Raw genomic sequence first — 22,461 nt, 5'->3', positions numbered from 1 at the left:
GACGAGGGGGAGCAGAAGGATCGTGGGTATCAGGCAGAGGGCCAGTATGCCGATGAGAGCCATAGCGGTCTCCTTCAAAGGCCGACGAGCTTCGCCGGGCTCTTGCTGATCATCCCTGACGGGGGTTCGGCCGCACCCGGCGTCATCGCCAACCCCGGTATCGCTCCGGCGCGGGCCGGCCCACCTGGCCTGATTACCGTCGGCCAACCTAGCCCCTTCGTCATCGCCGGGGACTCGCCCGTGACCCCAAGGGAAGCAGAAGGATCCTGGATATCTGACCCAGGGCCGGCACCCAATGCGAGCTGTGACGGATTCGTTCAAAGCCCGACAAGCTTCGCCGGGCTGTCGCTGACCAGCTTGGCCCGCCGAACATAGCCGCGCATGGTTTTCACGTCCCGGTGGCGCGAGTGCTCCATGATGGCCTCGTCGCGGGCACCGGCCTTGTAGGCCTCGGTGATGAACCCGGCGCGCAGGCCGTGCGCGGAGAGCCGCTCGAGGCCGGCGGCGGTGAGGCCGGCCTGGGCAACATGGCGGGCGAGGATCTTCGGCACGGCGTCCGGGTGCAGCGCGGTGCGCTCGACCGTGCCCCACCGGTCGACCTTGCGGAACACCGGCCCGTATTGGCAGTCAGACCCGCGCAGCCAGGTCTCCATGGCGCGCACCGGGCAGGTCTCCGGCTTCAGGCCGCGCGGGATGCCGATCTCCGCGCCGTCGCCGTCCTGGTCGGTCTTGGCGCGCGGGATGAGCAGCTTCATGCCCTCCGCGGTGAAGGTCAGGTGCTCGCGCTGCACGGCCACCAGCTCGGATCGCCGCAGCGCCCCGGCAAAGCCCAGCAGCAGCAGGGCCCGGTCGCGCTGGCCGGTCAGGCTGCCGTCACAGCTGACCAGCAGCCGCTTCAGCTCGGTGGTGCCGATTGCCGCCGCCCGGCGCTGCGGCCTGCCGTGCTGCCGAAAGACACCCGCCAGCGTGTCGCGGATCGCCGGATGGGACGGCATCCAGGCGATGCCTTTCATCCGGTGCGCCCGGCCGATCGCCGCCAGCCGGCGGCGCAAGGTGGCCCGGCTATGGCTGCGGCCCATCGCGGCGAGATAGGCCGCGACCGTGGTGGGATCGGCCGGCAAGGCGCGGGCACCGCGCGCCTGGCACCAGCCGGTGAAGTCCTGCCAGTCCGCCGCATAGGCCCGCAGCGTCGCCCGGGACAGGGCCTGCCGGGCGTAGTCGGCCGCCAGCGCCAGGTCCGCAGCGGGCAGGGTGGTCAGATCTGACATGCCGGGTTTCCCGTGCTCTCGTCCATCGCGGCGGGGATTATGGCACGAGATACAAAGAACCGAGAATAGTCGTTATCAGGCCTTAGCGCGCCGGGGGAGGGGGCCTGGATGACCCCGGCCGGTCAGCGCTGCAGGCGGGTTGGGTACGGCGGCAGGGGATCCTGGGGCATTGGTCGCCGGCCCGGGGGGGCATTGGGGCGGGTGAGGCCGGGCGCGTCCCCGCCATTCTGCAGGGCAGCCCTCTTGCCGTTCCCAGCAAGTGCCGCTCGGCGCCACCCCATCCCCCAGCAACAGCACCGGGTCACCAGCTGGGCCGAGTACGATGCGAGCCTGCCAGCCCGCGGCAGTCGCACGGTCTGGTTCACGCCAGAGGCGGTCGAAGCCTGGACGGCCGAGCCGCACTGGCCGGGGCGGGCAGCCCTCGTATTCAGCCTTGGCAATTGCCACAGCCCTGACGCTGCGGGCGGTGTTCCGCCTGGCGCTGCGCCAAACCGAGGGTCTGATCGCCTCCGTGCTGCAGCTGCTCGGCCTCGACTTGCCGGTGCCGGACCATAGCACCTTGAGCCGCTGGGCCGAGACGCTGGTGGTGCCACGGCCGGAGGCAAGGGGCGCGCCGGTGCACCTGCTGGTGGACAGTACGGGGCTGAAGCTCTGTGGCCCGGGCGAGTGGCTGGAGGAGAAGCACGGCAGCAAGCGGCGCCGAGCTTGGCGGGTGCTGCACCTCGTCACTGACGCCGACACGGGCCACATCGTTGCCTCGGCCTTGACCGACTAGGATACCGACGACGGCTCCCAGGTCGGCCCACTGCTCGACCAAGTCGATGGTCTCGTGGCGTCCTTCACTGGCGATGGCGCGTACGACCGGGACGACGTCTACGCCGAAGTCGCGGCGCGCCATCCCAAGGCGGCTGTCATCGTGCCGCCTCGCGCGAGTGCCGTGCCAAGCGCCGCGGCCGAGACCACACCAACGCAGCGCGATGCGGTCAATTACTGAGCGCGGCCGCATGGGATGGCAGCAGGCATCGGGTTACAACGATCGCGCCCTTGTCGAAGCTGACATCTCGCGATGGAAGCGCGTCATTGGCGGTGGCCTACGTTCGCAAACGGACGGGCGTCAGGCCACCGAGGTGGCCATCGCGGCCGGCGTGCTGAACCGAATGCTTGACCTCGGACGCCCGAACTACGTCCGCATCCCATAACCCGAAACACGGGTTGGGCTCATTGCGCCCGTACCGTCGACCGCTGCAACACGGTGGCTTGGTGATGCTGAGCCACATCAAGCAACTGCGCGGCGAGGGGCTGGGGCGGGACGAGGCCATCCGGCAGGGAGCGATGGACCGGCTACGGCCGGTGGCAATGACCGCGCTCGTCGCCTCGCTCGGCTTCGTGCCTATGGCGATCGCCACTGGGGCGGGCGCCGAGGTCCAGAAGCCGATCGCCACGGTAGTTATCGGCGGCCTCATGACCGCGCCGCTGCTTACCTTGATGGTGTTGCCCGCGCTCTATGCGCGCTTCGGAAGCGCCGACGCACTTCCGGAACACGCGGGGCTACGACCCGTGCCGGAGCCCGAGGTTGCCGCGCGAGCGGGCCGTCCCGCCCCGGCCAGATAGGGAGAAAGGCCGGGGTGCGGCCGGGCGCCTCGACCGCCTCGGGGACGTGGGGCGTCAGTGACGGTGGCCGCCACCGTGATGGTGTCCACCATGGTGGCCGTGCCCACCGCGGTGGTGATGGCCGCCGTGGTGGTGGTGCCGCGGGGCAACGTGGTGGTGCCCGCCGCCCCGTAGTGGAGGGGTTGGGCGCAGGCAGGAATCGCGGCCAGCAGAGCCAGTGCGACGATGACGTTGACCCGGCGCATGAGGGTTTTCTCCCATTCTGATGCTTGGAACATGGAAGGCCGCTGTGTCCCGTTCGAGGCGTCCAAACGACGCCATTGGGGCAAGGCGAGCGCCGTGCGCCGATGCGCCACTGGAAGAGCGCAAGGTTGCGACTGTGCGTCGTCGCCACGACGCGCCGGACTGCAAACTCATAGAAAAGCCAACGATGTTCGTATCGGCCTGACGTTTGACCCAGAAATGTCACGCACGGTCGGGCATACAACGGCTTTAATGGAATTATGGAAGCCAGAGATGCCGCCCAGGTCTTCGGAGCACTCTCGCAGGAGACCCGCCTCGGTCTCCTACGCGTGCTTCTCTCCGCCGGGCCTAACGGTCTGCCCGCGGGCGAGGTGGCCGACCGCCTCGGTCTGCCGCCTTCGACGGCTTCATTCCACCTAGGCGCACTCGAGCGTGCCGGGCTGACCCAGTCGACCCGGCAGAGCCGCCAGGTCATCCACGCGGTCCGCCTCGCCTCGCTCCGCGAGTTGGTTGTGTTCCTGACCGAGACCTGTTGCTCCGGCCAACCTGAGCTCTGTGGCGATATCGCCCGCCTCGGTCCCGCCCCCGTCGTCGAGAGGAAATCCATGACACCGGCCTTCAACGTGCTCTTCCTGTGCACGCGCAACTCCGCGCGCTCCCTGATGGCCGAAGCCATCCTGGACAAGGTGGGAGGCGACCGGTTCCGGGCCTACTCGGCCGGGTCGGATCCGGCACCGCGGCCCATGCCCGAGGTTGTCGAGAAGCTCCAGGCTCTGGGGCACGACGTCTCCGGCCTGCGCTGCAAGTCCTGGAACGAGTTCACGCACGCCGAGGCGCCGCGCATGGATTTTGTCATTGCGCTCTGCGACACCCTGCGTGGCCAGCACTGCCCGGACTTCGGCGAACACGCCGTCACGGCCTCCTGGCCGCTTCCGGGACCCGCACAGTTCGCTGGAGGGACCACCGAGCGGGCGCTGCTGCTGAACGAGCTCTACGCTGGCCTGCACCGCCGCATCGGCATCTTCACCAGCCTGCCCATCGCTTCGCTGGACCGGATGTCGCTGCGGCACCGGCTGAACGACCTCGGCGAGGCTCCCATCTCCCTCGATGGGAGCCGCTGAGATGCGCGTCGGCATCAACGGCATGGGCCGCATCGGCAGGCTGGCGCTCCGCGCGGCCCTGGGTGGCGTTTTCCGGGAGAACGAGGATCCGCGCGCGGGCAACCGGCTGGACGTCGTTCACCTGAACGAGTTCAAGGGCGGCGCCGAGGCCACCGCCCACCTCCTCGAGTTCGACAGCATCCACGGCCGCTGGCGCGAGCGGATCGGCGCCGAGGGAAACCAAGCCATTGCCATCGGCAATCGGCGCATCGGCTTCACTGCGGAAGCCGCTCCGGCCGAGGTGCCCTGGGGCGACCTGGGCTGCGACATCGTCCTGGAATGCACCGGCAAGTTCCTCAAGCAGGAGCAGCTTCAGGGCTACCTCGACCGGGGCGTTAAGCGGGTCATCGTCGCGGCGCCGGTCAAGGACGGGTCCGCCCTGAACGTGGTGGTCGGTGTCAATGACGACCGCTACGACCCAAGAGAGCACCGGCTCCTGACCGCCGCCTCGTGCACCACGAACTGCCTGGCCCCAGTGGTAAAGGTGGTCCACGAGGCCATCGGCATCCGCCACGGCCAGATAACCACCATCCACGACCCCACGAACACCAACGTGGTCGTAGACGCTCCGCACAAGGACCTTCGACGCGCGCGCTCGGCCATGCTGTCCCTCCAGCCAACGACGACCGGCAGCGCCACCGCCATCTCGCTCATCTACCCCGAGCTCAAGGGCCGCCTGAACGGTCACGCCGTCCGGGCGCCGGTGCTGAACGCCTCGCTGACGGACGCCGTCTTCGAGATGCGGCGCGAGACCACCGAAGCCGAGGTCAACGAGCTGTTCCGCGCGGCGGCGGCGGGACCGCTCGCGGGCATCCTCGGCTTCGAGACCAGGCCGCTGGTTTCGGCCGACTATGCCAACGATACCCGCAGCGCGATCGTCGACGGGCCGAGCACCATGGTGACCGACGGCACCCTGCTGAAGGTCTACGCCTGGTACGACAACGAGATGGGCTACGCCTGCCGGATGGTGGACTTGGCCAACATTGTCATCGAACGGGGGGCATGATGTCAGGCATCCGCAACTACCTCGTCGTGACCGGCGCCTACTGGGGGTTCACCCTCACGGACGGGGCGCTGCGGATGCTGGTGCTGCTGCACTTCTACCAGCTCGGCTACACGCCGTTCACGCTGGCCTTCCTGTTCCTGCTCTACGAGGCGGCGGGCATCTTCGCGAACTTCGGTGGGGGCTGGTTGGCGGCCCGCTTCGGCATTCCCCGCATGCTTTCGATCGGTCTGAGCCTGCAAATTTGCGGGCTCCTCATGCTGTCTGCGCTCGACCCAGCTTGGGGCGCCGCCATATCGGTCGCCTGGGTGGTCGCCGCCCAGGGCATCTCCGGAGTGGCCAAGGACTTGACCAAGACCGCCTCCAAGTCGGCCATCAAGGCGACCTCGCAGCAGGGCGCCGGTCAGCTGTTCCGCTGGGTGGCCTGGTTCACCGGCTCCAAGAACGCCATGAAGGGCTTCGGCTTCTTCGTGGGCGGCGCCCTGCTCCAGTTCGTCGGCTTCCGCCCGGCGCTCTGGCTGCTGGTGGCCCTGCTGGCCGCCGTCTTGGCGGGCGTGCTGCTGTCGCTTCCCCGCGAACTCGGCAAGGCCAAGGCGTCGAAGAGTTTCAAGGAGCTCATGGCGAAGAGCCGGGGCGTGAACCTGCTGGCGGGGGCCCGGATCTTCATGTTCGGCTCCCGCGACGTCTGGTTCGTCGTCGGCCTGCCGGTCTTCCTCTACAGCCAGGGCTGGCACTACGTCGGGGTCTCGACCTTCCTCGCTGCCTGGACCATCGGCTACGGCGGGGTGCAGGCCCTGGCGCCGTCGGTTGTCCGCCGCAGCGAGGACGGGCTGTCGCGGGAGGTCCCCGAGGCGCGGCTCTGGGCCACAGCCCTGACCGCGATCCCGGCCGCCATCGCCCTTCTGCTGGCCACCGGCAGCGTCGGGCGCCCGGATGTGGTCGTGGTCATCGGCCTCGCAGTGTTCGGCTTCGCCTTCGCGGTCAACTCGTCCCTCCACAGCTACCTGATCCTGGCCTACGCAGGCTCGGAGAAGGCCGCCGAGGACGTCGGCTTCTACTACGCGGCCAATGCGGGGGGCCGCCTGTTCGGCATCCTGCTGTCCGGAATCCTGACCCAGTGGGGTGGCCTACAGGCATGCCTTTGGGGTTCGGCGGCGATGCTGGTGGCCTCCATGGCGCTGACCTTCATGCTGCCCATGCGGGCCCAGGAACGCCGGGTGCCGGTCTGACCGGGCTTTGGTCCGATCAGCACAGCCACACCGGGCGCGACATTTCGATGAATGCCGTTGAATCTGACCATCAAGCCACCCATCCTACGACAAAGATCGAAATGTCGTAGGGATTGCCAGATGGATTCCAAGGAGGCCGTCGCGGCGCTCGGGGCCTTGGCTCAGGACTCGAGGTTGCAGGTCTTCCGCCTCCTGGTCGAGCAGGGGCCGGATGGACTCCCCGCGGGCGTCATCGCCGAGCGGCTGGGTATTCCGCCGTCGTCGCTGACCTTCCATCTGCAGCAGCTTCTGCATGCGGGGCTGGTTACTCAGCGGCGGGTCAGCCGCCAGCTCTTCTACGCCATGGTTCCGGACACGATGAACGGCCTCGTGGCCTACCTGACCGAGCATTGCTGCGGCGGCCAAGCCAGTTGTGGCCCCGCCTGCGATCCCGCCGCGACCAGCGCGCCCATGGGCGCCTCAGCCGCCTGAATCCCGACCACGTTCGGAGAGCCCCGTGACCGTCACCATTTACCACAACCCGGCCTGCGGGACGTCCCGCAACGTCCTCGGCCTTATCCGAAACAGCGGCGAGGAGCCGAGGATCGTCGAGTACCTGAAGATGCCCCCCTCGCGCGAGGAGTTGGCCGACCTCATCAGGCGCATGGGGGTTAACGTCCGCGACGTCCTGCGGCAGAAAAGCACGCCCTACGAGGATCTCGGCCTCGGCTACTCCACCCTGACCGACGACCAGTTGCTCGACGCCATGATGGCGCACCCCATCCTCATCAATCGGCCCATCGTGATGACGCCGCTCGGGGTGAAGCAGTGCAGGCCGTCCGAGACGGTGCTCGACATCCTGCCCGACCCGCAGTGCGCCGCCTTCGCCAAAGAGAATGGAGAGCAGGTCGTGAACGCCGCCGGGCAGCGCGTCATGCAGGGAGTGGCGGCATGAGCGCGTCGGCCCAAGCCGAGGCCGCCATCCAGAGCCGCAAGGCGGCGATGGGCACGTTCGAGCGCTACCTGACCCTCTGGGTCGCACTCTGCATTGTGGCGGGCATTGGGCTCGGTGCGCTCATACCGGGACTCTTCCGTGCGCTCGGCCGCATGGAGGTGGCCCAGGTCAACATCCCCGTCGCGGCGCTGATCTGGCTGATGATCGTGCCCATGCTGCTCCGCGTTGACTTCGCCGCCATGGGGCAGGTCACTCGGCACTGGCGGGGGATCGCCGTCACCCTGGGCATCAACTGGCTCGTGAAGCCCTTCTCCATGGCGCTGCTTGGCTGGCTGTTCATCGGCTGGCTGTTCCGGCCCTGGCTACCCGCCGGGCAGATCGACAGCTACATCGCCGGGCTCATCCTGCTCGCCGCGGCGCCCTGCACGGCCATGGTCTTCGTGTGGTCGCGCCTGACCGACGGCGAGCCGAACTTCACCCTCAGCCAAGTCGCACTGAACGACGCCATCATGGTTGTGGCCTTCGCGCCGGTGGTCGGCCTGCTGCTCGGCCTCTCCGCCATCACGGTGCCCTGGGACACGCTGCTGCTCTCGGTGGGCCTCTACATCATCGTGCCCCTCGTCGCGGCGCAGATCTGGCGTCGGTCGCTGCTCGCCTCCGGCGGCGAGGCGCTCCTCCAACTTACCCTGAAGGCGCTGAACCCGGTGTCCCTGGTTGCCTTGCTCACCACCCTGGTGCTGCTCTTCGGCTTCCAGGGCCAGCAGATCCTAGCGCAGCCGCTAGTCATCCTGCTGCTCGCTGTGCCCATCCTCATCCAAGTCTACTTCAACGCGGGCCTCGCCTACCTGCTGAACCGGCAATGCGGCTCGGCACACAGCGTTGCCGGGCCATCCGCCCTCATCGGTGCCAGCAACTTCTTCGAGCTCGCTGTCGCCGCCGCCATCAGCCTGTTCGGCTTTGAGAGCGGCGCGGCGCTGGCCACCGTGGTTGGCGTGTTGGTGGAGGTGCCGGTCATGCTCTCCGTGGTCCACATTGTCATGCGGACCCGCGGCTGGTACGATCGAGGAGCAGGCCGGGTGGCGGTTCGCTAGACCTCGGATGCCGGAAACCCAGAACAGGCAGGTCGTCGTCATCGGCGGCGGACAGTCCGGCCTCGCGGTCGGTTACTTCCTACGCCGGACGGAGCTCGACTTCGAGATCCTCGACGCAAACCAGGGTCCTGGTGGCGCTTGGCCGTCGGTCTGGGACTCCCTGCACCTTTTTTCCCCTGCCCAGTGGAGCTCGCTGCCGGGCTGGCCCATGCCACCGGTCCCGGGCGGTGGCTATCCCGGCCGGGACCACGTCGCCGCCTACCTGGCGGCCTACGAGGAGAGGTACCGGCTGCCTATCCGGCGCCCGGTTCGGGTGGAGGCGGTCGAGCGCGCGGGGGACCGCCTGCTGGTCCGGACCGATGCAGGCAGTTGGATGGCGTCGGCCGTGGTCAGCGCGACTGGCGGCGCCAGCCGCCCCTTCGTCCCGGACTACCCGGGGGCGGAGAGCTTCCGTGGGCGCCAGCTGCACTCGTCCTCCTACCGTTCAGCGCAGGAGTTCGCGGGCCAGCGTGTCCTCGTCGTGGGCGGCGGCAACTCCGGCGCCCAGATCCTGGCCGAGCTGTCGCTCGTGGCCGAGGCGACCTGGGTAACGCCGGAGGCGCCGACCTTCCTGCCGGACGAGGTGGACGGCCGGGTGCTGTTCGAGCGCGCCACCGAGCGCTTGCGGGCGCAGCACGAGGGACGCGACCCCGGGCCGCCCAGGGGCGGCCTGGGCGACATCGTCATGGTGCCGCCAGTCCGGGAGGCCCGCGACCGCGGCGCGCTACAGAGTGTGCGGCCTTTCCTGCGCTTCGAGCCGGACGGCGTAGTTCGGCGGGACGGCAGCCGCAGCCCGGTGGATGCGGTCATCTGGTGCACGGGCTTCCGCCCGGCCCTGGATCACCTGGCGCCGCTCGGCGTGCTGGAGTCGGACGGACGCGTCGCGGTCCGGGGTGGCCGGTCCGTCCGCAAGCCGCGCCTCTGGCTGGTCGGCTACGGCGACTGGACCGGCTTTGCCTCCGCCACGTTGGCCGGGGTGACGCGGGCCGCCCGGAGTGCCGTCCAGGAGATCGGAAGCGCCCTGGCGGACGCTCCGCCCGTGAATGCCGCCTGATTGGAGACTTGAATGCCTGCCGTGAACCTTCCGGACCACTCGCTGCCCAACGTCTCGGAAGCGCAGCTCGACATCCCGACCGTCGGAAGGCTTGGCATCCCCGGCGCCAGCACGCACCCGCCGCGGATCCTGCTGCTCTACGGCTCGCTTCGGGAGCGGTCCTACAGCCGGTTCCTGACGCTCGAGGCCGAGCGCATCCTGCAGCAGTTCGGGGCTGAGACGCGGGTCTTCGACCCCCGCGACCTGCCGGTGGTGGACAGCGTGCCCGCCGACCATCCCAAGGGCGCCGAGCTTCGGGAGCTTTCCCTATGGTCCGAGGGCCAGGTCTGGTGCAGCCCGGAGCGGCACGGCGCCGTCACGGGCATCCTCAAGAACCAGATCGACTGGCTCCCCCTTGAAAGCCGCGGCGTCCGCCCGACCCAGGGCCGGACGCTCGCCGTGATGCAGGTTTCCGGTGGTTCCCAGAGCTTTAATGCGGTGAACACGTTGCGCCTGCTCGGCCGCTGGATGCGGATGGTCACGATCCCGAACCAGTCCTCGGTGCCCAAGGCGTACGAGCAGTTTGACGAGGCTGGCCGGATGCTGCCAGGGCCGCTTTACGACCGGGTCGTCGATGTCATGGAGGAGCTGGTGAAGTTTACCCTGCTGCTGCGCGACCGCTCCGACCACCTGACCGACCGCTACAGCGAGCGAAAGGAGCGGGCAGAGAAGCAGGCCAAGGCCGATCTGGCCATCCTTTCGGGTGCGGCGAGCGGTCGGTAGCCGGAGGCTCCGTGACAAAGGCCGCACCCTCTCGGCTTCAGCCTGGGCGGCCCCCAGCCACCGCCTTGAGGGCTCCGAGCAACCGCCCAAGGCCCCTGTCGACGACCTTCTCATTGCGGAGCACCACGGCGAGTTGCCGGGAAAGGGCGGGACGCAGAGGGCGCATCATGGCGCCTGCGACATCGCCGCCGAGTGCCAGCGCGGGCAGCACCGAGCAGCCGCGGCCGCTGGCGACCAACACTTTGATGGCTTCGACGCTCCCCAACTCCATGATGGGCCGCGGGACCAAGCCCGCCCGCCGGAACCACGCGTCGATGATCGTCCGCGTGTTCGCCCCGGCCTCGTAGAGGATGAGCGGCAGCCGGTTGAGCTCGGCGGCTGTGAGCGAGGCGTGACCCTTGGGCACCATGGCCTCGGGGAGGAGCGCCACCAGCGGGTCGGTAGTAATCCGGGTCGTGGAGAGTGACCGGCCAAGGGCGGCCGGAAGGGTGACCAGCGCCGCATCCAGGTCGCCCTCCTCGACCCGGCGGAGGATGTCCGGTGTGTTCCCGGTGGCGATGATGACTTCGAGGCCCGGCATCCGCTTGTTCAGCTCCGCGAGCACTGGCGGCAGGAGGTGGATGCAGGCCGTGGCGCCTGTGCCGAGGCGGACGCGCCCGGCCCTCGCCGGACCGGTGCGCCGCGGCCACCGCCCTGGCGTCCTCGACCGCGGCCTGCGCCCGCCGGGCTGGTTCAACGAGCGCACGCCCGGCGGCGGTCGGCACCGCACGCCCGGCGACCCGCTCGAGCAGGCGGACGCCCATGATGCGCTCCAGCTCGCGGAGTTGCTGGCTGGCTGCGGGCTGGGTGAGGCCGAGCGCCTGCGCGGCGGAGGTGACGCCACCGGTCTCTACAACCGAGAGGAAGGTCCGTAGCTGGCGGAGGCTTGGGTCATGCATGCAGAAAACTTATCCTGATGCCGCGGATCAGATAAATTTCCTTTCGCCCCCGAGCGGGCGGTCGCAGTCTTGTGGGCATGAAGACACAGGACATCGCCCCAGCAACAGGGCAACTCGACACCATCCGCGTCAGGCCGTCGGCGGAGGACGACATCGGCGCCATCGCCGCCATCTACGGCCACCATGTCCTGCATGGGACCGGCTCCTTCGAGACCGAACCTCCCAACGAGGACGACATGCGGCGGCGGCGCGCCGACGTCCTCGCCCGCAGGCTGCCCTACTTGGTCGCCGAGGGCAGCGACGGCGCCATCCTCGGTTACGCTTACGCCAGCGCCTACCGGCCGCGCGCCGCCTACAGAAACACGGCGGAGAACTCCGTTTACGTACGCCACGATGTCAACGGCCACGGCATCGGCCGCCTGCTGCTCCAGGAGCTGCTCACGCAATGTGAGGCGCTTGGAGTGCGGCAAATGGTCGCCGTGGTTGGGGACAGCGCGAACTTGGCATCGGTGCGCCTGCACGAAGCCTTTGGGTTCCGCCTTGTCGGCACCCTCCGCTCGGTCGGCCGCAAGCATGGCCGATGGCTGGACACCGTTCTTCTGCAGCGCGCGCTCGGCGAGGGAGACGGCACGGACCCGAAGTAGGTCGTCCAGCCGGGGTTTAGGCGGAGCTGTACGCCCAGCGGCACCGTGGCGCCGTCGCCGACGCCCTCCACCGCCGACACCAGCCGAACCTCGACCGCGCCTGCGCGGACTCATACGCCCGGCCAAAATGGCTGACTCGTAGGTGATGTCCCATATGGCCGGGATGGTGCTTCGCTGCTTTGGCGGGCGAGCGGAGGCGGCGATGGTGGCGGCAGTGGCGATCAGCCGGACGGATTTGGACGCGGCGGGGTTGCGTCGGGCGGCAGGGGGCGAACGGGACGCGGCGGCGTCGCGGCGGATGTTGGCCTTGGCGCTGGTGCTGGAGGGGCAGTCGCGGACGGAAGCGGCTCGTGCGGCGTGGGCTTGAGCCGCAGAGCGGATCAAGGCGGCAGACGCTGCGCGATTGGGTGCGGCGGTGTCGGAGCAGATCTCCACCCTGCGTTCACCTTCTCCATACCAGCAGGGCACGGTCAGGCGCTGCCACGCGGTGGTCTGGGTGATCAGCACCTCGGCCAGGGTCGGCAGGCGCCGACCTTTGGTCCGAAGGCGTCCGATGGTGCTGGGGTGCCGGGGCGGGGCTGGTTGATAAAGAGCAGCATCGAGACGCAGGCGGGTGACGCAGGTGACCTCCTGGCGGAGCAGGGCGGCCAGGAACTCGATTGGCGGAGAAGCCGCTGTCGGTGACCAGCACCAGTTGCCGCTCCGGCGGAGAGGCTGTCTCTGCCGGGACGGTGGGTGAGGGCGACCGTGCAGTGACCGTTGGCCGGTCTGGCATGCCACGCCTGATCAAGCCGCCTCAAACATCGCGGCGCCCCACCCCTGACACTCATCATGGGGCGGGTCACACCAACTCCCGGAGAGAACTAGGACCCCGGCAGCGGACAGCCTCCACACCGGTGCTTGACCAGAAAACCCCGGTTGAGAACAGTCAGTCAGTCAGACCGACGGCCTGGCGGATGATACCAAAGCCCGGTTCAAAACGATATACGAACGTCGAAGGTTGACCTATTGCTGACCAAGCATCAGTCTGGCCAAATATTTCAATAATTATTGAAAAATTGAGTTGATATGCAAGAACCGCAAGCCCTCACCGCCTTCGCAGCGATCTCTCAAGAAACTCGCCTCCGTATCATTCGCCGCCTTCTGGTCGCCGGCGCGGATGGCATGTCGGCTGGGGCTATCGGGGAGGCGGTCGGCGCCTCGGCCTCGGGCCTCTCCTTCCACTTAAACCACCTCGAGCAGGCCGATCTCATCGAGAGCCGCCGTGAGGGACGTTTCATTATCTACAGCGCCATCTTTCCCGCCCTATCCGACCTCGTGGCCTTCCTCATGCGTGACTGCTGCGAGGGGCATTGCAAGGTTTGCGACCAAGCCATCGCTTTGTTCTCCCGCTGCACGGGACGGCCCATGGCAGGAGGTCTGAAGTCGCGCAAGCTAATGGTGTGCGACGACGCTGCCCCAAAGGAACGCCAGGGACAGCGCAAGCGCCGGGTGCCAGCATGAGCAGCCTGCGTGAAATCCTGGAAACCCATCAGGTCGCTATCTACTTCGCGGCCGTGGCCGCCGCCGCCCTCGTTGGCTTGCTCGTCCCTGGTGCAATGATACTGGAAGCTACTATCAACCCTGCTTTGGCAGTCATGCTGTTCGTCACCTTCCTGCAAGTCCCGCTCGACGAGCTCGGCCGGGCACTCGTCCGCGTACGCTTCGTCGCCGCTCTGCTCATCGCCAACTTCGTCGTGATCCCTGGCTTCGTGCTCGTGCTAGCGCAGTTTCTACCGTCTGATCCCATGATCCAGCTCGGCGTGCTGCTCGTACTGCTGGCTCCTTGCATCGACTACGTGGTGACTTTTTCCCAAATCGGCCGCGCCGATGCCCGGCTGTTGCTGGCCTCCACGCCAGCGCTGCTGCTGCTGCAAATGTTGCTATTACCTCTCTATCTTGGCCTGTTCCTCGGTGACGACGCGGCGGGTCTTGTCCAAGCCGGTCCCTTCCTACACGCCTTCGTCTGGCTGATAGCGGGGCCGCTGGTGCTAGCCGGCATCGTCCGAACCTTCGCCGCGCGCATCGCTGGCTTTGCAAAAATGTCATCGGGGCTGAGCCTCCTCCCTGTGCCAGCCACGGCAATCGTACTGTTCGTAGTGATCGCCTCTGTCACGCCGCAGCTTGGCCTCGCGCTGGACGGCGCTTTGCGGGCTTTGCCGCTCTATGTGGCCTATGCCGCAATCGCGCCGCTGCTGGGCTGGGGCGTGGCCCGGCTCGTTGGCCTCGAAGCGCCGGCCGGCCGCGCTGTCGCGTTCAGTGCGGGGACGCGCAATTCTCTGGTGGTTCTACCGCTGGCCTTCGCGGTGCCCGGTGCGGTGCCCGTGCTACCGGCGGTCATCGTCATGCAAACCCTGGTCGAGCTTGTGGCCTCGCTCGCCTACATGCGACTGATCCCGAAGCTCGGCAGTCAGAACCGCAACTTTATCGCCTCATCTGGGACGGGATGAAGGTGCTGGGAAGTGGGCAGCCTCGTATGTCAGCTTCCAATTCAAGGTGGCCACTCTGTAGCCATGCTAAATCGGGTTCTTGGGGTATGCACGGGACCGCCGCCTTACCACTGAGCCGTGGCGTTCGCAGGCGGCTGACAATGCGGGCCAGCTTCGGAAGCTCCGGCCCACTCGCCCGCAGGGGTCCACAGGGTGTCTCTGCAGCCCCTCCCGCCCCTTCTGACGGGGGCGGGCGCCGTGGACGGAATGCGAGGTAGAGGAGGAAGGGAAAAGGTCGAGTTCGCTATGACGTGGTCGCGTTCCGTCGATTATACCAGAAGCCGACTGCGATCACCGCCAGGGTCAGGAGCTGTGCCACCACACCTTCTGCAGTCGGGTAAACACCAAGAACAGCTAGCCGGGGAAGACCGGTTATGGGTTGCACATCGAGTATACCGGCCTCCTGCAGTGCTGCGATCCCTTTGCCGGCGAGAACGATAGACAACACCACTACCAGCAGCGAGCTTACGGCGAAGAAGCGCCCGATGGGCAGTTGACGGCTATAGCGTAGTGCCGCCCAGCCAATGATACCGAGCAGGACAACCGCGCAGGCGACGCCGCCCAACAAGGCGGGTGCGCTCTCCGCTCGCCACATCGCGCTGTAAAACAGAATAGTCTCGAAGACCTCGCGGTAGACGACCACGAACGCCAGCAGGAACAGGACCCATCCAGAGCGACGGGACAGGGCTTGGGATAGCCGCTCACGAATGTAGCGCTGCCATTGGTCTGCTTGGCTCTTGCCATGCATCCAGATGCCGACAGAAACCAGCATCAGGGCTGCAAAGAGCGAACCAAAACCCTCTGTCAGCTCGCGGCTCGCGCCGCTGATAGCAATCAGGTACGTCGCGGCGACCCAGGTCGCACCACCGGCGACCAACGCGGCCGCCCACCCGCCATGCACATATGGCAGCACTTCCTCACGGCCAGCCTTCCGTAGAAAGGCGATCATCGCCACTACAATCAGCAGCGCCTCCAGCCCCTCCCGCAGGAGAATAGTGGCCGCGCCAACAAAGATGGTGATATTGCTGTCGGCGTCCGCGGCCAGGGTGCGCTCCACCTCGTTGAAGAGCGTGCGGACCGCCGCCGCCTGGCGGTCCACTACCTCGGTCGGCTGATCGCGGGTGATGGCCGCCCGCAACTCGTTCATCGCCCCTTCGACGCGGCCAAGCAGTGCCGAATCCTTGGCGGCGATGCGCGGTTCGAACGGTTCAAACCCATCGAGGTACGCGGAGAGTGCCAGATCGGTCGCACGGCGCCGATCGCCGTTACCATAGGCCGCAACGGCCTCGCTGAGGCGGGTCCGGGCCAGATGAAGGGATGCCCCTTGCGCCGGACTGAGTGCCTCGGGATGCCGGCGCAGATAGGCGGTAAGCGCCGCCGCGCGCTCATCGCCCAGCGCAGCGGCGAGCTGAGCCGGGGTCATTCCGGCCAGCGCCTCTGGCGTGGGAAGCACGGTCCGCAGGCCTGGATTCGACCGCCAAAGGCGTTCGCCGTCCGCTTCCAGGGACGTTGGATAGGCAAGCGTTCCGGCATGGAAGGCCAAGGCCCAGCGATCCTCCGGCGATAGTGGGGCGAAGCTCGGCATCGCGGTGCCATCAAGGCCCTGGGTGATGACCTGGTAGAGCGCAAACAGGCTGCGCTCCTGGGCCCGGGCTCGGTCCGTGAACGCAATCGGGGGAGGATTCAAATTGGCGGCCGCGGGTCCGTCGCCGCCACCGCTCACGCCGTGGCAGCTGGCACACTGCTCGGCATAAAGGGTTGCGCCACGCGCCACGTCGGGAGTGGTTGCCGGGGCAAGGGGCACGGGATAGGCGTCGAGCAAGCGAGCGGCCAGACTGCGCGCCAAGCGGGCGACGTGGTCAGGTTGGGACTGAGCGGCAATGGCAGCTTCCAGCGCGGCGACGTCGGCCACCAGCCGAGGCTGCTGCGGGTGGGAAGGCAGCTGGTCCAGGCGTGTTCGGACCGACCCGGCAAACTCCACCATCTCATCATACTCGGACTGGCTGACGATGCGCCCGTCCTCTACCGCGCCGGGATAATCGACGGCGATGTAGTCGAGGAGGCGCCATACAGTTTGGACCGCAGCAGGATCATCGGCTCGCCCCGGCTGGGGAAGCAACAGGCCGAACAGAAGGACAGCAACAGTAATGAAACGATAAAACATTGGTTCGCCCGTGGCTTGCGATTGAGAAGCTATCGCAGGTAGGCAGGCATGACCAGATGGGCGGTCAGATGGCTCCAGCAACAGTTCTGGAATGTTTTTATGTCGGCTCGCGCTCGCGCCTACTTCGCTGTCGGTGCAAGCGCTTCAATGATCCGGCATTCGGCAACCCGGCCATGCCGGCACTGCCCGATGACCGAGTCCAGTTCCCGTCCGAGCGCCTGAAGTGCGGCGATCTTCTGGTTCACATCAACCAGATGCCCGCGGGCGATGGCATCGATCGCCTCACAGGATTGATCCTGCTGCTCTGCAATGCCCAGCAGCGTGCGGATTTGGTCCAGCGAGAAGCCCAGATCGCGGGCCCGCCGGATGAAGCTCAGACGGCTAAGGTGGGCCGCCGTATAGGCCCGGTAGTTGCCGGGCGTGCGGTCTGGCGCCTCGAGCAGGCCGACTTTTTCATACCAGCGAATGGTTTCGATGTTTGTGCCGGTCGCCTTGGCCAAGGTGCCGATCGTGAGGATGCTTTTTGTACCCATGGTCCTTGACCCTGTAGCGACTACAGTGTCCATATAAGGTGTCGTACTGAACCAGGGCAAGCTGGTCTTGCTGCAGGATGAGAAGGCACGCATGGCATACGACGAGCTGACGAGGCCTGAGACACCAGCCTCAACGCCCCTGAGATACCGGGTCGAGGGCATGGACTGCCCGAGCTGCGCCTCAAAGATCGAGACGGCCGTCGGCCGGGTCGCCGGGGCTCAGGACATCCGCGTCAATTACGGCACCCAGATGCTGGCGTTCCGGCTGGATGAAGCCGCCTCTCCGCGCAGCCAAGTCGAAGCGCAGATCCGCAAGCTCGGCTATGGCATCGCGCCGGTTGAAGCACCGCGCGTCGAAGCAGGCGAGCCGGGGCCGCTGCCGGACGACAACGCCCGCAGCACCGCGCGGCCTCCGTGGTGGAAAAGCGCCAAGGCGCGCCTGGCGGCTTCCATTGGCGCACTGATCGCCGGCGCGTTCGCCGCGACGCTCGCGGTCCCTGCGCTGGATCACTGGGCCTACCTGCCCGCCGCGCTGGTGGGGCTGGCATTCTTCGGGCGTAAGGCCTTCGCCGCAGCACGGGCTGGCTCGCCCTTCTCGATCGAGATGTTGATGTCCATCGCCACGGTAGGGGCGATCCTGATTGGCGCCACCTCCGAGGCAGCGGTGGTGGTGTTTCTCTTCACCATCGGCGAGCTGCTGGAGAACGTGGCGGCCGGCCGGGCCCGTGCTGGCATCGAGGCGCTGGGCAGTCTGGTGCCGAGAACGGCGCTCCTCATCGAGGGCGGCGCGGCGCGGGAGGTGCCGGCTGCCCGCCTAAAGGTGGGTGATCTTGTCCTGGTGCGCCCCGGTGACCGCGTCTCAGCCGATGGCGAGGTGGTGGAAGGCGAGTCCGAGATCGATGAGAGCCCGGTCACCGGAGAATCCGTGCCGGTGCCGAAGGCTGAGGGCGCGGCGGTCTTCGCCGGCAGTGTGAATGCCTCGGGCGCGCTGCAGGTGCGGGTCAGCAAGCCCGCCTCGGACAACACCATCGCCCGCATCATTCGCTTGGTAGAAGAGGCGCAGGAGGCCAAGGCGCCGACCGCCCGCTTTATCGAACGCTTCTCCGCCATCTACACGCCTGCCGCCGTGGCTGTGGCGGCCCTGGTGGCCATCCTGCCGCCCCTGCTGCTCGGGGCGGACTGGGACACGTGGATCTATCGCGGGCTCGCCTTGCTGCTGGTCGCCTGTCCGTGCGCGCTGGTGCTCTCGACGCCGGCGGCGATCGCGTCCGGGCTGGCGGTAGGCACCCGGCGCGGCTTGCTCGTCAAAGGCGGCGGGGCGCTGGAGACGATTGGCCGAATTCACACCGTAGCGTTCGACAAGACCGGCACGCTGACGGAAGGCCGTCCGCGCGTGACCGATCTGATGGCCCTCACCGGCACCGAACGCACCATGCTGGGCCAGGCCGCGGCGGTGGAGAACGGCTCGAGCCACCCGCTCGGCCGCGCAATCCTTGAGCGGGCAGCGGCGGACACCATTCCCCTGCGGCCAACCAAGGACGCCCGCGCCATCCCCGGCAAGGCGGTCGAGGCCGTCATCATGGGCAAGCGGGTCAGTGTTGGCTCACCGTCCTTTGCCGCGCAGCAGGCGCCGCTGCCCGCCTCGGCCGAGGCGGCGGTGGCACGCTGGGAGCACGAAGGCAAAACGGTGGTGGTCGTCGCCGTCGATGGGACGCCCAGCGGCCTGATCGCGGTGCGTGACGAGCCGCGTGCCGACGCCGCCGAAGGGATCCGTGCCCTCAGCGCCCTGGGGGTGCGCTCGGTGATGCTGACCGGCGACAATCCCCGCACGGGCCAGGCCATCGCCGACGCGCTCGGGCTCGAGGTGAAAGCCGGGCTGCTGCCGGAGGATAAGCTGCGAGAGATCGGCACCCTGAAAGCCCAGGCCCCGGTGGCGATGGTAGGAGATGGCATCAACGACGCGCCTGCGCTGGCAGCCGCGTCGGTTGGTGTGGCGATGGGCGGCGGTACCGATGTGGCACTGGAGACCGCCGACGCGGCGCTGCTGAACAGCCGCGTCATGGATGTGGCGGCCCTGGTCGGGCTTTCGCGCGCGACCCTGGCCAACATCCACCAGAATGTGGCAGTCGCGCTGGGGCTGAAGGCTGTCTTTCTGGTGACGACGGTGGTCGGCATCACCGGCCTCTGGCCAGCCGTCCTGGCCGATACCGGTGCCACAGTCCTAGTGACGCTGAATGCCCTGCGACTGCTGCGCTACCGCTTCCACGGCGTGACGGCCTGATCTGGCCGTCAACAACCAAAGGGCGGTGAGGTCAGCTCGCGTCCGGGTCGGGAGTACCGTAGCGCTGGCAGGCGTCGACGCCATAGGCGGCACCGGCCAGCAGCTCCTCGGTCAGGCGCAGCAGCTCGCCGACCCGTGCATCACCCAGCCGGTAATCGACAAACCGGCCGCGCGGCTCGGCCTGGACCAAGCCGCACTCGCTTAGGCAACGCAGGTGGTTGGAGACATTCGACTGGCTGAGGCCCGTCGCCGCAACAATAGCGCCGACATGCAGCGGCCCGGCGCGCAGCGCGTCGAGGATCGTCAGGCGCGATGGATCGGCAAAGCCGCGAAACAGCTTTGCCTGCAGATCCAAGCTGCGGGTGGGGGTCTCTAGTAGCATCACGTCTTTCCTATCAGCTCGACATATTGATTTCCACTGATATGATGCGAAATATCATTCTACGCTGATATGAGAAGGGCGGCGATGAGCACGACTGCGATGTCTGACGCGCCCGACACGGCGCGCTACCGGGTCACCGGTATGGATTGCCCGTCCTGCGCTGCGAAAATCGAGAAGGCAGCCCGGGGCATCGCCGGCGTGGAGGAGGTTAAGGTTTCCATCGCTTCACAGATCATGACGCTGCGCCTGGCGAATCCCGCTGCGCGGCTGCCCGAGGTAGAGCGCGTTGTCACGGGCCTGGGTTACCAGCTCGACCGGCTGGACCAGCCCGCCCGCGTGGGGGCGGCCGACGACGATGACGACGAGCTGCCGAAGGATCTCAGCCACATCACGCCCGGTTACAAGCGGGCGTTGTGGATCGTGGTGCTACTCAATGTCGGGTACGGCCTGGTGGAGATCGTCGCCGGCTTCGTCGCTGGCAGCCAGGCGCTGAAAGCCGACGCGCTCGACTTCCTCGGCGACGGGCTGATTACCTTCCTCGGCCTCTTAGCGATTGGCTGGACGCTCGCTTGGCGCGCCCGCTCGGCGCTGATCCAAGGCATGTTCCTGGGTCTGCTCGGCCTCGGCGTGCTCGTCTCGACCGGCTACCGGGTGCTGGTGCTCAACCAGCCGGATTCCGAGCTGATGGGGATTTTCGGAGCAATTGCCCTGGTGGTGAACGTCGCGGCGGCGGCGGTGCTGATCCCGCACCGCACGGGCGACGCCAATGTGCGCGCCGTGTGGCTGTTCTCGCGCAACGATGCCATTGGCAACGCGGCCGTGGTGGTCGCGGCCGGGCTGGTCTGGTGGACCGGCACGGCCTGGCCTGACTTGGCGGTGGCGCTGGTGATCGCCGGACTGTTCCTGCAATCGGCCTGGTCGATCATCCGCGACGCGCGGCACGATCTGGCCGAGGTCTCGGCTTGATGCAGCCCGTTCTCACCTCGACCATCACCTGCCCACAATGCGGTCACCAGCATATCGAGACGATGCCGACCGATTTTGGTGATGGTGTACAACCAAGGGGTGACCTTCGGCCTGTTGGTAAGCGATCATCCGGCCGCTGGTTGCTGATCCTGGTCACGGGCGCAGTCAGCGCTGGGGTGGCGGTATGGATGGCGCGAGCGCAGAGCCGCACTCAGGCGGTGGCACTTGGGCTCATCATCGGTGGGGCGCTCGGCAACCTCGTGGACCGGCTGCGCCACGGCGCGGTAACGGATTTTCTAGACTTCCACGCCCAGGGCTATCACTGGCCGGCTTTCAACTTGGCGGACAGCGGCATTGTGCTTGGGGCGGCGCTGCTGCTGGCCGCCGAGCTGCGCGCGTCCACGAGCCGTGCGCTGAGCGGGTGGGAAGCGTGAGCTGCCATCGCGCTACTCACCACGCAACCCTCCCACAAGGAAGGGTCGTTCCATCGACTGGCTTCAACGACAAAGGAGACTTCATGCGTAAAATTATCGCACTACCTGCCATCCTGCTCGTCGGAGCGCTCGCCACTGCCGGTGCGTTCGCCCAGGGCAGCGCGCCGCAAGGCAGCATGCCTGGCATGCAGCACATGCAGCAGATGCCTGGCATGCAGCACATGCCGATGATGCAGGGTCAGGGCGGCATGATGATGATGGATTGCCCGTGCCCGATGATGCAGCGCATGGCGTCACTGGATCATCGTGTGCGGCAGCTGGAGGAGCGAGCCGGCATCCCGGCGCCTGCTCAGCCGAACGCGCCCGTCACGCCACGCTAGAACAAGTACCTGCTGGTGGATGCTGAGGGCCGCACCAAGTGCGGCCCTCATGCTTGTGTGCTCTCAAATCGTAAGGTCGCCTCCCCCTCATGACGCTTGAGTTCTCGGCACTTAGCTTTGCTCTCGCCTTCGGCGGCGGGCTGGTGTCGTTCCTTTCGCCCTGCGTGCTGCCGCTGGTGCCGGGCTATGTGGCCTGGGTGGCCGGCGCGGACCTCGCGCAAGCACAAGCGCGACCTTGGCGGACGATGCGGATGGCGCTGTTCTTCGTGCTTGGCTTTTCGGCCGTCTTTGTTGCACTCGGCGCAGGGGCGACGTTGCTGGGCGGCTGGCTGCGGCGGTGGAGCTATGAGCTGTCCATCGCCGGCGGGGTACTGATCGTGTGCCTCGGCCTGGTGCAAATGGGCGTGCTGCGGCTGGCGCCGCTGGCGCGCGAGTTGCGTTTTGCCGCGCCCGGTGCCGGTGGCAATCCGGTTTCGGCCGTGCTGATTGGAGCCGCGTTTGGCTTTGGCTGGACGCCCTGCATCGGCCCGGTACTCGCGGCCGTGCTGGCGGCCGGTGCAATGGCCCCGGCAAGCGGCATTCCTCTCCTGGCCGCCTATGCGGCAGGCCTTGGCGTGCCCTTCCTGCTGGCCGCGCTCTACCTGCCGGCTTTGCTGGCGCGTGGCCGGCGGCTGGGGCGGCTCGGCCATGTGCTGCGCCTAGCGAGCGGGGCGGTAATGGTGGCGGCCGGCGTCGCCATCGCCACGGGCGAGCTGACCACTGTGGCCGGCTGGATACTGCGCGCCTTTCCCTGGCTGGCGAGCATCGGGTGAGGGCG

The 22,461-nt window shown here is 67.5% G+C and carries 23 protein-coding genes and 2 pseudogenes; 19 read left to right on the top strand and 6 right to left on the bottom strand.

Annotated elements, in window-relative coordinates; translation table 11 throughout:
• Window positions 1–317: 317 nt before the first annotated feature.
• Window positions 318–1,268: a tyrosine-type recombinase/integrase gene (locus BLR02_RS20380; RefSeq protein WP_090664448.1), complete on the bottom strand. Its 951-nt coding sequence runs from the start codon at window positions 1,266–1,268 to the stop codon at window positions 318–320.
• 243 nt (window positions 1,269–1,511) lie between these two features.
• Here BLR02_RS20380 and BLR02_RS20375 point away from each other — a divergent pair.
• The 10 genes and pseudogenes from BLR02_RS20375 to arsH all read left to right on the top strand — a co-directional run bounded on the left by BLR02_RS20375 (window position 1,512) and on the right by arsH (window position 10,394).
• Window positions 1,512–2,467: pseudogene (locus BLR02_RS20375) on the top strand (IS5 family transposase).
• A 64-nt stretch (window positions 2,468–2,531) separates the two neighbouring features.
• Window positions 2,532–2,879, top strand: a complete 348-nt coding sequence (locus BLR02_RS20370) for an efflux RND transporter permease subunit (RefSeq protein ID WP_090664482.1) — start codon at window positions 2,532–2,534, stop codon at window positions 2,877–2,879.
• Window positions 2,880–3,382: 503 nt separating this feature from the next.
• Entirely contained in the window at window positions 3,383–4,243 is an 861-nt protein-coding gene (locus BLR02_RS20365) for a helix-turn-helix domain-containing protein (RefSeq protein WP_090664447.1), read from the top strand.
• A 1-nt stretch (window position 4,244) separates the two neighbouring features.
• The gene (locus BLR02_RS20360) at window positions 4,245–5,288 is read left to right on the top strand and encodes an ArsJ-associated glyceraldehyde-3-phosphate dehydrogenase (RefSeq protein ID WP_090664446.1); all 1,044 of its coding nucleotides are present in this window, start codon (window positions 4,245–4,247) and stop codon (window positions 5,286–5,288) included.
• A complete protein-coding gene (arsJ, locus tag BLR02_RS20355) occupies window positions 5,285–6,514 on the top strand; it encodes an organoarsenical effux MFS transporter ArsJ (protein WP_245704875.1) in 1,230 nt (409 codons plus the stop codon). The genes BLR02_RS20360 and arsJ overlap by 4 nt, the downstream gene beginning before the upstream one ends.
• Window positions 6,515–6,634: 120 nt before the next feature.
• Entirely contained in the window at window positions 6,635–6,985 is a 351-nt protein-coding gene (locus BLR02_RS20350; RefSeq protein WP_090664445.1) for an ArsR/SmtB family transcription factor, read from the top strand.
• Window positions 6,986–7,010: 25 nt separating this feature from the next.
• Window positions 7,011–7,448, top strand: coding sequence for an arsenate reductase (glutaredoxin) (gene arsC / locus BLR02_RS20345; protein WP_090664444.1), 438 nt, complete (start codon window positions 7,011–7,013; stop codon window positions 7,446–7,448).
• Window positions 7,445–8,539, top strand: a complete 1,095-nt coding sequence (gene arsB, locus BLR02_RS20340; RefSeq protein ID WP_218128010.1) for an ACR3 family arsenite efflux transporter — start codon at window positions 7,445–7,447, stop codon at window positions 8,537–8,539. Before arsC ends, arsB begins: the two co-directional genes overlap by 4 nt.
• A 7-nt stretch (window positions 8,540–8,546) precedes the next feature.
• On the top strand, window positions 8,547–9,632 hold the full coding sequence (locus BLR02_RS20335; protein WP_090664443.1) for an ArsO family NAD(P)H-dependent flavin-containing monooxygenase: 1,086 nt from the start codon (window positions 8,547–8,549) through the stop codon (window positions 9,630–9,632).
• A gap of 12 nt (window positions 9,633–9,644) precedes the next feature.
• Window positions 9,645–10,394, top strand: a complete 750-nt coding sequence (gene arsH, locus BLR02_RS20330) for an arsenical resistance protein ArsH (protein ID WP_090664442.1) — start codon at window positions 9,645–9,647, stop codon at window positions 10,392–10,394.
• 37 nt (window positions 10,395–10,431) lie between these two features.
• Here the strand turns inward: arsH and BLR02_RS30555 are convergent, their stop codons facing one another.
• Together BLR02_RS30555 and BLR02_RS30550 are read right to left on the bottom strand one after the other, a co-directional pair.
• On the bottom strand, window positions 10,432–10,998 hold the full coding sequence (locus BLR02_RS30555; protein WP_245704874.1) for a LysR family transcriptional regulator substrate-binding protein: 567 nt from the start codon (window positions 10,996–10,998) through the stop codon (window positions 10,432–10,434).
• A gap of 199 nt (window positions 10,999–11,197) precedes the next feature.
• Window positions 11,198–11,332, bottom strand: a pseudogene (locus BLR02_RS30550) (helix-turn-helix domain-containing protein); the annotation flags it as partial.
• 77 nt (window positions 11,333–11,409) lie between these two features.
• On the opposite strand from BLR02_RS30550, the gene BLR02_RS20320 reads away from it, so the two are divergent.
• The 4 genes from BLR02_RS20320 to BLR02_RS20305 all read left to right on the top strand — a co-directional run bounded on the left by BLR02_RS20320 (window position 11,410) and on the right by BLR02_RS20305 (window position 14,465).
• A complete protein-coding gene (locus BLR02_RS20320) occupies window positions 11,410–11,976 on the top strand; it encodes a GNAT family N-acetyltransferase (protein ID WP_090664441.1) in 567 nt (188 codons plus the stop codon).
• A gap of 145 nt (window positions 11,977–12,121) precedes the next feature.
• Entirely contained in the window at window positions 12,122–12,343 is a 222-nt protein-coding gene (locus BLR02_RS30125; RefSeq protein WP_218128009.1) for a hypothetical protein, read from the top strand.
• A gap of 701 nt (window positions 12,344–13,044) precedes the next feature.
• Window positions 13,045–13,479, top strand: coding sequence for an ArsR/SmtB family transcription factor (locus tag BLR02_RS20310; protein WP_090664439.1), 435 nt, complete (start codon window positions 13,045–13,047; stop codon window positions 13,477–13,479).
• Window positions 13,476–14,465 carry an arsenic resistance protein gene (locus BLR02_RS20305; RefSeq protein ID WP_090664438.1) on the top strand — a complete coding sequence of 330 codons (990 nt, stop codon included), beginning with the start codon at window positions 13,476–13,478 and terminating at the stop codon, window positions 14,463–14,465. Before BLR02_RS20310 ends, BLR02_RS20305 begins: the two co-directional genes overlap by 4 nt.
• A gap of 283 nt (window positions 14,466–14,748) precedes the next feature.
• Here BLR02_RS20305 and BLR02_RS20300 read toward each other — a convergent pair whose 3' ends face one another.
• Both BLR02_RS20300 and BLR02_RS20295 read right to left on the bottom strand, forming a co-directional pair.
• Window positions 14,749–16,668, bottom strand: a complete 1,920-nt coding sequence (locus BLR02_RS20300; RefSeq protein WP_090664437.1) for a cytochrome c/FTR1 family iron permease — start codon at window positions 16,666–16,668, stop codon at window positions 14,749–14,751.
• 119 nt (window positions 16,669–16,787) lie between these two features.
• On the bottom strand, window positions 16,788–17,201 hold the full coding sequence (locus BLR02_RS20295; protein WP_090664436.1) for a MerR family transcriptional regulator: 414 nt from the start codon (window positions 17,199–17,201) through the stop codon (window positions 16,788–16,790).
• Window positions 17,202–17,292: 91 nt separating this feature from the next.
• Here BLR02_RS20295 and BLR02_RS20290 point away from each other — a divergent pair, with 91 nt between their 5' ends.
• The gene (locus BLR02_RS20290) at window positions 17,293–19,482 is read left to right on the top strand and encodes a heavy metal translocating P-type ATPase (RefSeq protein ID WP_090664479.1); all 2,190 of its coding nucleotides are present in this window, start codon (window positions 17,293–17,295) and stop codon (window positions 19,480–19,482) included.
• Window positions 19,483–19,513: 31 nt separating this feature from the next.
• Here the strand turns inward: BLR02_RS20290 and BLR02_RS20285 are convergent, their stop codons facing one another.
• Window positions 19,514–19,837, bottom strand: coding sequence for an ArsR/SmtB family transcription factor (locus BLR02_RS20285; protein WP_245704873.1), 324 nt, complete (start codon window positions 19,835–19,837; stop codon window positions 19,514–19,516).
• Between the two features lie 111 nt (window positions 19,838–19,948).
• On the opposite strand from BLR02_RS20285, the gene BLR02_RS20280 reads away from it, so the two are divergent.
• From BLR02_RS20280 to BLR02_RS20265, 4 genes are all read left to right on the top strand, one after another.
• On the top strand, window positions 19,949–20,830 hold the full coding sequence (locus BLR02_RS20280) for a cation diffusion facilitator family transporter (RefSeq protein ID WP_090664434.1): 882 nt from the start codon (window positions 19,949–19,951) through the stop codon (window positions 20,828–20,830).
• Window positions 20,830–21,264 carry a signal peptidase II gene (gene lspA, locus BLR02_RS20275; RefSeq protein WP_245704872.1) on the top strand — a complete coding sequence of 145 codons (435 nt, stop codon included), beginning with the start codon at window positions 20,830–20,832 and terminating at the stop codon, window positions 21,262–21,264. Before BLR02_RS20280 ends, lspA begins: the two co-directional genes overlap by 1 nt.
• Window positions 21,265–21,347: 83 nt before the next feature.
• Window positions 21,348–21,644 (top strand): hypothetical protein, encoded by a 297-nt coding sequence (locus BLR02_RS20270; RefSeq protein WP_090664433.1) that lies wholly within the window; start codon window positions 21,348–21,350, stop codon window positions 21,642–21,644.
• 89 nt (window positions 21,645–21,733) lie between these two features.
• Complete coding sequence (locus BLR02_RS20265) at window positions 21,734–22,456, top strand: cytochrome c biogenesis CcdA family protein (protein ID WP_090664432.1); 723 nt, start codon at window positions 21,734–21,736, stop codon at window positions 22,454–22,456.
• Window positions 22,457–22,461: the final 5 nt, after the last annotated feature.

Origin of the sequence: Belnapia rosea, assembly GCF_900101615.1 — a bacterium.
Classification (GTDB): Bacteria; Pseudomonadota; Alphaproteobacteria; order Acetobacterales; family Acetobacteraceae; genus Belnapia; species Belnapia rosea.
The sequence above is the reverse complement of the archived record's forward strand: the minus strand, read 5'-3'. Positions and strand labels throughout refer to the sequence as shown.